Source organism: Psychrobacter sp. AntiMn-1 (assembly GCF_001854065.1).
GTDB classification, from domain to species: domain Bacteria; phylum Pseudomonadota; class Gammaproteobacteria; order Pseudomonadales; family Moraxellaceae; genus Psychrobacter; species Psychrobacter pacificensis.
The window spans coordinates 1762319-1775079 of sequence record NZ_CP012969.1 but is presented as its reverse complement, the minus strand read 5'-3'; the positions used below and the strand labels follow the sequence as shown (position 1 = coordinate 1775079).

Below are 12761 nucleotides of genomic sequence, written 5' to 3'. Positions count from 1 at the left end.
TATATCGTAATTATTTTAATGAAAAAGGCTTTAAGTGTAGAGCGATGTTAGTGAGAGGCTATTGTACTAGATCATCGTCTTCAGCCAGTATTTGTGTTAACGGTTGTTTAAGATTCTGGTATACCTGAGGTAGCGCTTTGAACGGCTCAAGGGTAAAGCTAAAAGGCTGATCTGCGTTAAACACCCAATATTTTCCTATTAATTCACCCTCTGTCGTTTGCAGATTATCTTGGGGTACATGGTTGATAGAGAAATGATTTTTATCAGCGTTATACCAGATACCCATCGCACGCAAATCTTTCTCATCGTTATAACTTAGCGTTAGCTGTGGCTGAACTTGGTTATTAACCGTTACTAGCGTTATCGTTTTACTCGGGAAAGGCGCTAATGCTTTTGCCCAGCCAGTACCTTGCTGTGAGTGAGCCGATACGCTAGCCCACTGTCGTTTGACGTAGGTTGCATCTGTATCCGAGTGGACAATAGCAAATAAGTCTTGTTGAGTGATTTCTATTATTTGGCGTCGAGGGTATACCGTCACAGTCGTTTTATCGGCTGAAATAGTATTGTCTTCCATCCCCAAAAAAGAATTCAGTGCAAAGAAAATAATGGCGATTTGTTCCATGAGTCACTCCACCTTTTTTAACGGATTAACTTTAAATAGCTACCTCTAAAATGCTAAGTGAGATGCAAAGACATATAAGATCAAGATATCAGCAGACTACAAGCTCAAGCATTCATCTCACCAACCAACCACCCTTCAAAATCACTAACTTGCGTCGCTAGTTCAGGTTGCGCTTTTGCTAGCTCGGCAAGCGCATCTTGAATCTCATGCTTATTATATTTCACACCAGTCAATGTCTCTTTGAGCAAATCAATCAGCTCAATATTTAACGCATCAGAGAAGATAACAACCTCCGTAATCACAGCCTGCTTGACATCCATATGCACATCCATCATGCCCCAATCAAAGCGCGTCTCGATATGATGGCTAAACTCAGGCGTCTTGCCAAAGCGCCAATCCCAGTCAGCCATCTGCTGGTAGTAAGCGTTTAGAGCCGGCTGCTGGGAAAGGCTGGCTTCATCCAACTGCTCAACTGGCGCAGTCTCTCCGTAATACTCACAAAACGCCTCGATAATCGCATCAGACAAGGTCTCATGATTGATGGCATCATTGAACTCTACCAAGTTTGCCACGCGCGCACGTACCGATTTGATGCCTTTTGCTTTGAGCTTTAAGGGATGCGGATTGAGATAGTCGCCAAGCTTTTGCATATTGGCATTGACTAGCAGTGTCCCGTGATGAAAGCTGCGATCGGCGGCGTGTTTGAAGGCGCTGCCTGATATTTTTCTATCGCCGACTTGCATGTCATTACGACCAGATAAGGTGGCATCTATACCCAGTTTTTTTAGCGCATTGATGATAATGGTAAAGTTGGCCGTTTGGTCGTACGCGTGTTTTGGGGATAAAAAAGTAAAATTGGTATTGCCCAAGTCATGAAATACCGCACCGCCACCACTTTGACGCCGCGCCAAAAAGACATCGTCTGCTGCCATCTTATCCGTCTTGCATTCTACCCATGGGTTTTGTGAGCGACCAATGACCACGGTCTCAGAGTTGCGCCATAAGAAAAGCGTGTGTGAGTCGGGATTGAGCGTATTAAATATCCAATCCTCGGTGGCAAGATTGAACCACGGATTGGTCACCGCAGACTTTAAGATGCGTAGTTTCATGATAGATCCTTCTTTCAGATAGTTTTTATAGAGTGAGCGTTATAAATAGGCACTGACATTCTTACCGATGCGGCGTTAGAATTCAATGTCGTTGTAATAAGAAGAATAATTTAGAAAAGCCTAATATGTTTATAAAATTTTTTAAGAAAGTGATCTAAAGTGATCTGTAGCCAAGACCTAATTAATATAAAAGGTTAAGCTTACAGAAGTAATCTACTTTTAGCATAGAAGGGGTTTTATGATTTTATACAAATACATGTCATTATCAGGCGCGATGAAAGCTATTGAAACTTCATCCATTGGTTTTACTCATCTAGAGGATTTCAATGATCCTTTCGAATGTACTGCTTTGGGTTTTAAAGCACAATCAAATTCTTTCACAACATCCAAAATTGCTCAAAATGCTTGTAGAAATAGATTTTCTCGAGGATACGTTGTTCTATCTTTAACTAGACAACCACTAAATCCTTTGATGTGGGCTCATTATGGAGATTCTCATCAGGGAGTTGTTATTGGAATTGATGTTGAAGAAGCTAACTTGCATTCACTTTCTGATAATTTTATTCCGTATCAGCTTGGTGAGGTAATATATACAAAAACTAAACTGCACAATGACTTAGATCTAATAAGTGAAGATGAGTTAATGGATATTGGTCAAAATATTCTATTTGAAGGAAATATATTTAATCTTGCAAAAAGAGCTTTTTTATATAAATCATTAGACTGGGCTTACGAAGAAGAGGTGAGAGTAGTAAAAGAAGTTAAAAGCCTTAAAGCTAGTTATCACAGCGGGAAAGGAGTTTTTGGAGACTTCAATAAAATCACAATAGCAGGTCGACCGCTATACTGTTTTTCTATCCCTAAAAGCTCAATAAAAGAAGTATATTTAGGCAAAAATGTTTATAAAAATATATCGAGAGCAGCAACAGTCTCACAAGATGAGTACGCATTATTAATTCAGAGCTGGAAAAAACAAGGTATTGAAGTTTACCACTGTGAATGTGACTTAAATTCTTGGGATTTGAAGAAGAGAATTAGCAATTAACTAGGCAGTTACAGTGAATGATCAATAGTACAATTGAACCTACGTCAAAATGTCTCAATTCAAACTATTATATTCTTCTCTTCTCATATTATCCAAAAAAATACGAATGGCTTCTGTGTTTGATTGCCACTTACTATCTATTAATATTAAATGGCAATCTCGAGCATCGTAGCTATAAGTGAGTTTACAGAGATATAACCCAAGCCTAAAGAGCATTCAACTTTATTCAGCACAAATCTCCCACTGCGACTTGGTACTAAGATAACACTGCATCACCGCTTTGCCAGACTGCGCATAGGCATCACTGACGATACGCTGATTGCTTGGCAAACGATATCTGATAATGGCTGGCTCATCATTGACGGTGGTCGTCCATCCAGTGATCTCATTACGGTCATTGTAGTTTGCTTGATTAGATGTGGCCATTTTGCCAAGTCCTGGCAGGTTATAAGAGACCTGCCTAAAGCTATAACTCATCGCTGCACCTTCAGCGCCCTCATACTGACAGTTTAGCTTTTTGTGTAATTTGTCATCTATTTTTGTATCGCCAGATACGAGCCAATACCTCTTAGATAGTAAATAGATAGTAAAAAATTAGCAAACAAATATCAATTATTATATTTTTAAGGAAACCTCCTACTGATTAGATGGCATTGCTTATACTTTGATATTATTAAGATTGTCTATCGATGAGTCTTATTGTTAGAAAGCTTCGATATCAAGATAGGTTCTATTCTTATACATACTGATGAGGGTAATGACTCAAGAGTGACTTTGGAGTTTGCCAGTATATAAATAATAAAGCGCTGAAATAGGCTAAAGTAGAAAAATTGTAGGGTAGCAGCGTCTACTGGCTTTTCGCTCGATAAAGTATTTTACCCAGTTATCTAAGATATAGAAAAGCTAGACATCGTGAAATGGCTTTAAATAAGACAGGTTAATCCATAAGAATGTGCGATGACACCTATAAAAAGCAATATACAAGGTGGTTATAGATTTACCATCATAGTGCCTTATTAGCACATTAACCTCCACCACATATCAGACGGTTATGACCGACACGAGTTGGCAAATGCAGTCTACGTGCTTAATAGGATTATCCGATGACCAACCGTGATCTCATCATCTTTGTGACCCTCTCTTTTATGTGGTCACTCTCTTTTGTGTTTTATCGGGTTGGCGTGCCTGAATTTGGTTCGTTGGCATTTGCCAGTTTGCGGGTGATTTTTGCAGGATTGGTCATGCTCGTATTTGTACTGCTAAAAAAGAAAAACAGAGTTGGTATCAAACAGCACTGGAAAATGCTGTCGCTGGTTGGCTTATTCTCTGCCGCATTGCCATTTGTGTTGTTTTCTTTTTCTGCGCAGTCAGTGAATGCAGGCGTACTCGCCGTACTAAACGCTTCCGTACCGATGATGAGCGGCTTTATCGCTCGCGTCTTCTTTAAAGACAGACTGTCCAAAAAACAAGCGCTTGGATTGGTGATTGGGGTAGTTGGGGTGATTATATTGATGAGCGAAAGCTTATTTGGTGGTGGCGATCAGGGTAAAGGCTTGGTCGAGGGATTATTACCGATGGGCTACGCGCTATTCGCTTGTGTGGGTTATGCGCTTGGCGCAAACATCACCAAAAACTACTTATACGATGTCTCGCCAGTTGCGATCACGGCAGGTTCACTCATCATCGGTAGCCTTATCATGCTGCCGGTGACTTTTACAGAGTTCCCTTATGGCAAAGCGATCAGCATAAAGGCATGGGTATCTGTAATATGTATCGGTGTGTTTTCAACCGCCATTGCCCTTATTTTTATGAATCAGTTGATCAAAAATATTGGGCCAACGCGTGCCACGAGTATCACGTTAGTCATTCCAATTTTTGCGATTATTTTGGGCTATCTATTGCTTGGCGAGGCGCTAAATATACAAGCCATCATTGGTTCGATTGTGATATTAATCGGCACATATCTGTCATTAGAGCTATCAATTAAGAAAATGCTAAAGCCAAAAGACAAGGCCCAGATGAACAGTATTTAAGGCTTAGTAAACAGTCTTCGTAGTAAACAAATACGAAGATTTGTATAGGTGAATATTGTTGTATCTGTTTGTAAATATTGCTTGGAATAATGAAATCTATCCCCTATAAATGTAGGCGCTAAACGTAGATTTACTAATGATATTATAAGTTTTTCTAAACAGCATTCGATAATAATCAGTATGAATGATGGTTGCTATAACTAAAGATCATAAATAGCGACAATAACCAATAGGACAGATTATGGCACACGATATTTTATTTGAGCCTGTAAAAATGGGCACACAAACGCTAAAAAACCGCATTATGATGGCTCCACTGACACGTCTGCGTGCCGTTGAGCCAGGCGATGTCCCTATCACATGGGCAGCAGAGTACTACTCGCAGCGTGCAGGGGCGGGCCTTGTCATCACTGAAGCGACGCAAGTATCGTTTCAAGCAAAAGGCTATGCAGGCGCACCAGGGCTACATACTCAAGATCAAGTCACTGCATGGAAAGCCATCGTTGACAATGTCCATGCCAAAGGTGGCAAGATTGTCGTCCAGCTATGGCACACAGGACTTGTCTCACATGAAAGCGTACAACCTGAGCGCCGTGCGCCAATTTCAGCCTCAGATGTCGATGTAGGTATCCGTACCTCATTGCGTGATAGTGACAACCAAGCCATTCGCGCGGATGCCACGCCGCCGCGCCCAGCCAGTCTTGATGAGATTCAGCAAGTGGTTACTGACTTTGCACATGCAACCAAGTGCGCGCAGGAAGCGGGGTTTGATGGTATTGAGATTCATGGCGCGCATGGTTATTTGCTGCATCAGTTTTGGGCCAAGCATACCAATCAGCGTGACGATGAGTACGGTGGCAGCCGCGAAAACCGCGCGCGTCTGACCTTGGACGTGATTGATGCTTGCGCAGAGGCATGGGATGCTGATCACGTGGGTATTCGTATTTCACCACTTGGCACGTTCAACAATGTTGAGGGAGGCTACGAAGAAGACGATAACATTTGGCTGATTGAGCAAATCAACAAGCGTGGTCTAATGTATTTGCATCTGTCAGAGCCAGACTGGGCAGGGGGTACGCCGTATAGCGATGAGTTCCGTCAGCGTGTCCGTGATGCGTTCGATCAGACCATCATCGCGGCGGGAGGCTATGATGCGGACAAAGCAGAAAAAAATATCAAGGCAGGTTATATCGACGCAGTAGCATTCGGTCGTGATTATCTTGCCAATCCTGATCTCGCTGAACGTATTCAAGAGGGTGCACCGCTCAACGAGCAGCATCCAGAGAGCTTCTATGGTGGCAGCACGGTTGGCTACACTGATTATCCGTTTATGGATCAGGCGCAATAGTTTATTTGTCGGTTCTGCTGACTAAATAGCTAAATTATGCTTCATAAAAGCCCTCTGACTATCGGTAGTCAGAGGGCTTTTTTGTGCTTCTATTTTCATTATGTACCAAAATTGCCTGTTTGATAATCACGGAACGTTTGTCGTAGCTCATCTTGGGTATTCATTACAAAGGGGCCGTGACCTGCGATAGGCTCACCGATAGGTTCACCACTTAACAACAGTAGTTTGGCAGGAGTGTGTTCATCGTTATCGGTAGAATAGGTGAGCTCAATAGTATCGGTAGCAGCATCAGATAAAGGTACAGGTTGAGAATCTACAGATGGTTCAATCGGCGCTGCAAACTGAATCAGATTGCCTGCACTGATAGATGTGCCATTGACCAGTACTCGGCCTTCTTGTACGAGAAGCAGGGTATTGTGCGTGCTAGGTACTTCGAGTATCGTTGTGCCTGCGGTATGCAGCGCGATATCCCATAGGTTAATGGGCGTAAAGGTTACCGCATTACCTGTGACGCCATGCCAGTCACCTGCAATGATGGCAACTTGACCGATGACCGTTTGTTTGTCAGCGCTTTGAGCAACAGCATCTTTAGTAAGATTATCTTGAGAGTCGGCATCGCGACTGTCCACCAATTCTATGATAGGCATCTCAGCACGTTTGATAAATTGATATTTAGGATCAGTCAGCTTGTGCGCGCTTGGCAGATTGACCCACATTTGCACCATACTAAACACACCACCGCGCTGCCCAAACGCCTCAGAATGGAACTCTTCGTGTAGAATGCCGCGACCAGCGGTCATCCATTGCACATCGCCTTCCAAAATCTCCCCACGCCCACCGATTGAGTCAGCATGACTGATCTCACCTGAGTACGCGAGGGTGACGGTCTCAAAACCTTTATGAGGGTGTTTGCCAATGCCATGTGGCTGCGTCTGATAATCAGGATTTGGTGCAAACGTCGTCGGCTCGCCATAATCAAATAGTAAAAATGGATCGGTATGACTGTAATTGAAGTCTGGTTGGTCATCGACATAATTGATCAAGGGGCTGTAGTAGATAAGCACTATGCTAGACTACTTTTATGAAGATAACCCATTGTAAACTAAGTAAAAAAATACAGCGAAGGCTGTTAGAGTTTTTTACGGCTGAAGTGACTGCTAGAACAGCCGCAGATTTGCTTAATATCCAGCCTAACAGTGCTGCACTTTTTTATCATAAAATAAGACTTGTGATAGATTACCATCTCTCATTACAAGCTGATGAGCTTTTTGATGGTGAGGTCGAATTAGATGAAAGTTAGGTGATGGTTCAAAAAGTAGGCTAACATTAGACATACCCATGATTGATGTAAAAGAAAGCTAAATCAAAGGCTTTAAAGTGATTTTCCAGCTTTTTAGAAAAGTTACAACTTCGCCTAAATGCTCGCCTTACTCGATGTCTGATAGTGCAATTATTACCTTCAATACCGACCGTGAAAAACTTGCCAATGACTTGGGTAAAGCCCTTAAAACCAGTAACAAAGCTATCCCAGGTATCACTAGCGATTTTAGCACAACTTACGCCTAAAGCTTTCAGCTTAGCTTTAAGCTTTTTGACAGTGTTAAGGTCTCGTTTTCCCCACACATAGGCAACAATTTCACCTGTGTCACGGTGATAGGCATAAATTAGCCATTGTTTGTTGGTCTTTTTACCTACGAATGTCCAAAGCTCATCTACTTCAAGACAGTCATATTGCCTTTGCTTGGGGGTTATTTGGTAGTGACACTTTTTTAGGGTGGCTAGTACTTTGCCTTTGCTAATTTTTTCAACGCAAGCGATGTCTTTTATGCCACTGCCTCGAACCATAAGATGGCGTATTTTGCTATCTTTTTGGGAGTGACAGCCTTGGTACGTTAAGGCATGGTCGCCAATAAACTGCCGTTTGCAGTCTTTGCATTTATAGTTTTGTTTACCATAGCTTTTGAAGCCATTTTTCTTTATACTGTCACTTAGACAGGCTGGGCATTTGATGTATAGTGTGATTTGCATTTCACTATTTTATCAATTTCTCAGCCTGTTTTTTTTCAGCCTACTTTTTGAACCACCACCGAAAGTTACTTTGGCGGTGTACGCAAAGGCAAAAGAGGTCGCGGGGCTGCTGGTAAAACCGCTGTATTTGGGATTCTAAAACGAAACGGTAAGGTGTATACCATTGTCGTAGCAGACACCAAACAGACTACTCTAATGCCTGTTATTAAGCGTAAAATCAAGCCTGACAGCTTTGTTTATACGGATAGCTATCGAAGTTACAATGCACTGGATGTGAGCGAGTTTAAACATTTCAGAGTCAATCACTCTAAAGAGTTCACTTGCGGTAAAAACAATCACATCAATGGCATTGAGAACTTCTGGAATCAGTCTAAACGAACACTCAGAAAGTATAATGGAATCGATAAGAAGAACTTCCATTTATTTTTAAAAGAATGTGAGTTTAGATTTAACTATGGTTCACCATCTAATCAGCTAAAATTCCTGAGAAAATGGTGTGATATTTAATCCTTATCTACTACAGCCCCTTGATCAATGTTTTCACAAAAAATCCGTCACCGACCCAATGCGGTGCTTTATCACCATGAATCTGTTTGATTGGGCGCATCGAGTACCTCGCAATTCTATCTAGCATAAATAACAGTAAGTGAATATTATACTATAATTCTATAGTGTAATGAACTTATGTCGTGTTTATTTTATGCTATCAAATGCGACTGCTTCTTAAACCACCTCGCCACTCACAAAGCCACTGGCCCAAGCCCATTGGAAGTTATAACCACCAAGCCAGCCTGTTACATCGAGCACTTCGCCGATGAAGTACAAGCCCTCTTGCAAATTGCTTTGCATGGTCTTTGAGGATACTTCGTCAGTTTTTATGCCGCCGCGTGTGACCTCAGCCGTACGGTAGCCTTCAGTACCAGAGGGCTTGAGCTGCCAGCCATTGAGAGTAGCGCCAAGCTCACTCAGTCGCTCATCTTTGATATTGGCAAGCTCAGTATCTTTGATATCGTCCCAAAGCTGGGTTTGTAGTGCTGCCAATAGTTTTTTGGGTAGTGCGTTGTCTGTGTTTTCTGCCAATACAGTACGGATCAGTTGGCGTGGGTGTGACTTTTTGCGGGTGAGTAAAATATCGGTGACATCTACATCGGGCAGTAGGTTAATGCTGATCGTCTCACCACTGTGCCAATAGTTCGATAGCTGGAGCATGGCAGGGCCAGAAAGCCCGCGATGGGTAAACAGTACAGGCAGTTTAAAAGAGATACGCTCATTGCTGGCAATGACTGGTAGGCTGATGCCTGCTAAGCTACGAATCAGCTTGCCTGTTTTGTCCGTGAAGGTAAATGGTACGAGACTGGCATCGGTTGCTATCAGTGTATGCCCAAACTGCTGCGCTAGCTCGTAGCCAATGCCGCTTGCGCCCATCGTTGGAATAGACAAACCACCAGTGGCTACCACTAACGACTCACAACGATAGCGCGTCTGTGACGATTGACTCTCGCTTGCGACGTCTTTTTTGCCAAGCTTTTTGCTGGTTATTAGCTCAAACCGTTTTGCTTTATCATGGTCAGTCGTCTGTACATGATTGATTTGGGTATTGAGCTTGATTTGCACACTGACAGCCGTACATTCATCAAGGAGCATAGTGAGGATATCTTGGGCAGAATCATCACAAAATAGCTGTCCGTGTTCACGCTCATGGTAGGGAATCTGATGCGCCTCTACCATGCCGATAAACTCCCAGCTTGGATAGCGACTCAGTGCCGACTTACAAAAGTGAGGATTGGCACCGATAAAATGCTCAGGCTCCACAAAGTAATTGGTAAAGTTGCAGCGGCCACCACCTGACATCAAAATCTTTTTGCCTGCTTTATTGGCGTGATCTATGACCAAAACGCGACGACCACGGCGACCTGCGGTGAGCGCACAATATAATCCTGAAGCGCCAGCGCCGACGATGATGACGTCATAGTGAGTAGAGGGTTGTGCATTGTGGTGATTAGTCATTGCGGTCTCGTAAAACAATCATTTAAAAAAAGGTGATAACAAAACCAATTGTATGTGTTAATAATACAGATCGGCGGTGTTGTCTAAAGCAGTATCGGTAGGGCAGCTATTGTCCATATTTCATTTGAGGTTACAAGGATTAAATGTGATATCCGATGAGCTGTGACATGGCATCTGCATATCAAGCGCACTCTTGATTGTGATGTTGCAATAATCCTTACTAATAATTCTTCAATAACCGCTGCTATCAATCACCAAGTATACAGATGTACAGCGAAATTGTTATGATTGACTGATGATGTCTTGCAACCGACACGCTTATTTGTCAAACTATCGCTGAGTGTCACGCATTATGGAAGATGACTCTTATTGCCTGCATGGGTAGTCGTTATAGACGACTTTCTATGTAAGTCATGATAATTAAAAGGACCAATACTATGACCCAGAAATCATTTCCAATCTCAGCCGAGTTTATGGCTGCTGCCAATACCACCCCTGAAAAGTATCTCGAAGACTACAATCAATCTATCGAATCAACCGAAGCAAATGATGCGTTTTGGGCGAAGCGTGCTGAGCTGATCGACTGGATAAAAAAACCGACCAAAGTCAGCAATGTCAATTATGACTTAGACGATTTCAGTATTAAATGGTTTGAAGATGGTGAGCTGAATATCTCCGTCAACTGTCTTGATCGTCACCTCGAAAAAGATCCATACAAGCCAGCTATTATTTGGGAAGGGGATCACCCTTCACTACACAAGATTATTTCTTTTAAAGAATTACATGAAGCAGTCTGTCGTCTAGGCAACTCGCTACGCAAGCTTGGCGTTGGCAAAGGGGATCGGGTCACGTTGTATATGCCGATGATACCAGAAGCCATGGTCTCGATGCTGGCATGTGCGCGTATTGGTGCGGTGCATTCTGTGGTATTTGGTGGGTTTTCTGCTGAGAGTCTGGGCAATCGTTTGATAGACAGCCGCTCAAAAGTTGTGATTACGGCTGATGAAGGTTTACGTGGCGGCAAGCACACACCGCTCAAGGCCAATGTCGATCATGCTCTTGAGATGGATGGCACAGACAGTGTCGAAAAAGTCATCGTCGTCCACCGCACAGGCAACTCTATACCGATGAGCGGTCGCCGCGATGTTTGGTATCACAATCTCGTTGATGGACAATCAGAGATCTGTGAGCCTGAAGTGATGAATGCCGAAGATCCATTATTCTTACTGTATACCTCTGGCTCAACGGGTAAGCCAAAAGGCGTTGTGCATACCACAGGGGGTTATATCACTTATGCCTTGTCTACCTTCCGTGATGTCTTTGATGTCAAAGAAGATGACGTTTATTGGTGTACCGCAGATGTGGGCTGGATCACAGGTCATACCTACTCAACATATGCACCGCTCGCCAATGGCACCACGACAGTCATTTTTGAAGGGGTGCCAGAGTATCCAACATGGGCACGTATCGGACACATCATCGACAAGCACGACGTGACCATTTTATACACCGCCCCAACGGCGATTCGAGCGATGATGAAAGAGGGTGATGCCTTTGTACGTGAGTCGGATCGCTCAAGCCTGCGTTTGCTGGGTTCAGTCGGTGAGCCAATCAACCCAGAAGCGTGGGATTGGTACTATCATGTCGTTGGTGACAGCAAGTGTCCCATTGTCGATACGTGGTGGCAGACCGAGACAGGCGGTATTTTGATGGCACCGATTCCGGGAGCGGTCGATCTTAAGCCAGGTGCCGCGATGACGCCGCTGTATGGTATTAAACCTGAAGTCGTCAATGCTGAAGGCGCAATCATGGAAGGCGCTGCCGAAGGTAATTTGGTCATCAGTACTGGTTGGCCTGGGCAAATGCGTACGATCTACAATGACCATCCGCGCTTTTTGAAAACCTATTTTAGCGATTATCCCGGCTATTACTTCACAGGTGATGGTGCGCAGCGTGATGAAGACGGACATTATTGGATCACAGGCCGCGTGGATGACGTGCTAAACGTCTCAGGGCATCGCTTGGGTACGGCAGAGATTGAGAGTGCATTGGTTGCTCATCCGGCTACTGCCGAGGCCGCGATTGTTGGTATGCCGCATGAGATTCGCGGGACAGGTATCTGTGCCTTTATCATTCTAAAGTCTGGCGAAGAAAAAACAGACGATCTAAAAGCGGAGCTAAAACGTCATGTGCGTGCCGAGATTGGGCCGATTGCGACCTTAGATGCTATTTATATGGTGGATGCGCTGCCAAAGACTCGCTCAGGAAAGATTATGCGTCGCATCCTGCGTAAGCTGGCAGAAGGTCAGTATGTCGGATTGGGCGACTTATCTACACTGGCGGACAGCTCAGTGATCAATGATTTGGTAGAAGAAGTCAAAGCGAGCCGCGGAGAGTAGTTGCGTTAGCCCGTCTATCGGGCACGCGAACGGTGCTATTTCAACTTTGATATCCGTTCAGCAACGTCAAATAAAAGCCATGTTATCGTGAATAGCATGGCTTTTTTACGCAGACGATATTGATATTGCGGCGTTTTGACGATTCAATATCAATGGTCAACGAACATTGC

Annotated in this window: 10 protein-coding genes and 2 pseudogenes; 6 read left to right on the top strand and 6 right to left on the bottom strand. The window is 43.5% G+C overall.

The features are described 5' to 3' along the window. Positions 1 to 58: 58 nt before the first annotated feature. Together AOT82_RS07485 and AOT82_RS07480 are read right to left on the bottom strand one after the other, a co-directional pair. Positions 59 to 622, bottom strand: a complete 564-nt coding sequence (locus tag AOT82_RS07485; RefSeq protein ID WP_071002480.1) for a hypothetical protein — start codon at positions 620 to 622, stop codon at positions 59 to 61. A gap of 104 nt (positions 623 to 726) precedes the next feature. Then, positions 727 to 1731: a lipoate--protein ligase gene (locus AOT82_RS07480; RefSeq protein WP_071002478.1), complete on the bottom strand. Its 1005-nt coding sequence runs from the start codon at positions 1729 to 1731 to the stop codon at positions 727 to 729. A 238-nt stretch (positions 1732 to 1969) separates the two neighbouring features. Here AOT82_RS07480 and AOT82_RS07475 point away from each other — a divergent pair, with 238 nt between their 5' ends. Next, a complete protein-coding gene (locus tag AOT82_RS07475; protein WP_071002477.1) occupies positions 1970 to 2776 on the top strand; it encodes a DUF2971 domain-containing protein in 807 nt (268 codons plus the stop codon). 222 nt (positions 2777 to 2998) lie between these two features. Here the strand turns inward: AOT82_RS07475 and AOT82_RS07470 are convergent, their stop codons facing one another. Continuing rightward, the gene (locus AOT82_RS07470) at positions 2999 to 3253 is read right to left on the bottom strand and encodes a hypothetical protein (RefSeq protein ID WP_071002476.1); all 255 of its coding nucleotides are present in this window, start codon (positions 3251 to 3253) and stop codon (positions 2999 to 3001) included. Between the two features lie 626 nt (positions 3254 to 3879). On the opposite strand from AOT82_RS07470, the gene AOT82_RS07465 reads away from it, so the two are divergent. Then, positions 3880 to 4809 carry a DMT family transporter gene (locus AOT82_RS07465; RefSeq protein ID WP_071002474.1) on the top strand — a complete coding sequence of 310 codons (930 nt, stop codon included), beginning with the start codon at positions 3880 to 3882 and terminating at the stop codon, positions 4807 to 4809. Positions 4810 to 5050: 241 nt separating this feature from the next. Then, complete coding sequence (locus AOT82_RS07460) at positions 5051 to 6157, top strand: alkene reductase (protein WP_071002472.1); 1107 nt, start codon at positions 5051 to 5053, stop codon at positions 6155 to 6157. Between the two features lie 98 nt (positions 6158 to 6255). On the opposite strand, the gene AOT82_RS07455 is transcribed toward AOT82_RS07460, so the two are convergent. Then, positions 6256 to 7221, bottom strand: coding sequence for a pirin family protein (locus tag AOT82_RS07455; protein ID WP_237182774.1), 966 nt, complete (start codon positions 7219 to 7221; stop codon positions 6256 to 6258). A gap of 17 nt (positions 7222 to 7238) precedes the next feature. Between AOT82_RS07455 and AOT82_RS07450 the strand changes: the two are divergent. Further along, a pseudogene (locus AOT82_RS07450) lies at positions 7239 to 7454 on the top strand (IS1595 family transposase); the annotation flags it as partial. Between the two features lie 29 nt (positions 7455 to 7483). Here the strand turns inward: AOT82_RS07450 and AOT82_RS07445 are convergent. Next, entirely contained in the window at positions 7484 to 8185 is a 702-nt protein-coding gene (locus tag AOT82_RS07445) for an IS1 family transposase (RefSeq protein ID WP_071001266.1), read from the bottom strand. Between the two features lie 60 nt (positions 8186 to 8245). Between AOT82_RS07445 and AOT82_RS07440 the strand changes: the two are divergent. Then, a pseudogene (locus AOT82_RS07440) lies at positions 8246 to 8692 on the top strand (IS1595 family transposase); the annotation flags it as partial. A gap of 216 nt (positions 8693 to 8908) precedes the next feature. Here the strand turns inward: AOT82_RS07440 and AOT82_RS07435 are convergent. Then, positions 8909 to 10192: an NAD(P)/FAD-dependent oxidoreductase gene (locus AOT82_RS07435; RefSeq protein ID WP_071002468.1), complete on the bottom strand. Its 1284-nt coding sequence runs from the start codon at positions 10190 to 10192 to the stop codon at positions 8909 to 8911. A gap of 437 nt (positions 10193 to 10629) precedes the next feature. Here AOT82_RS07435 and acs point away from each other — a divergent pair, with 437 nt between their 5' ends. After that, positions 10630 to 12591 (top strand): acetate--CoA ligase, encoded by a 1962-nt coding sequence (gene acs, locus AOT82_RS07430; protein WP_071002467.1) that lies wholly within the window; start codon positions 10630 to 10632, stop codon positions 12589 to 12591. The last annotated feature ends 170 nt before the right edge of the window (positions 12592 to 12761 follow it).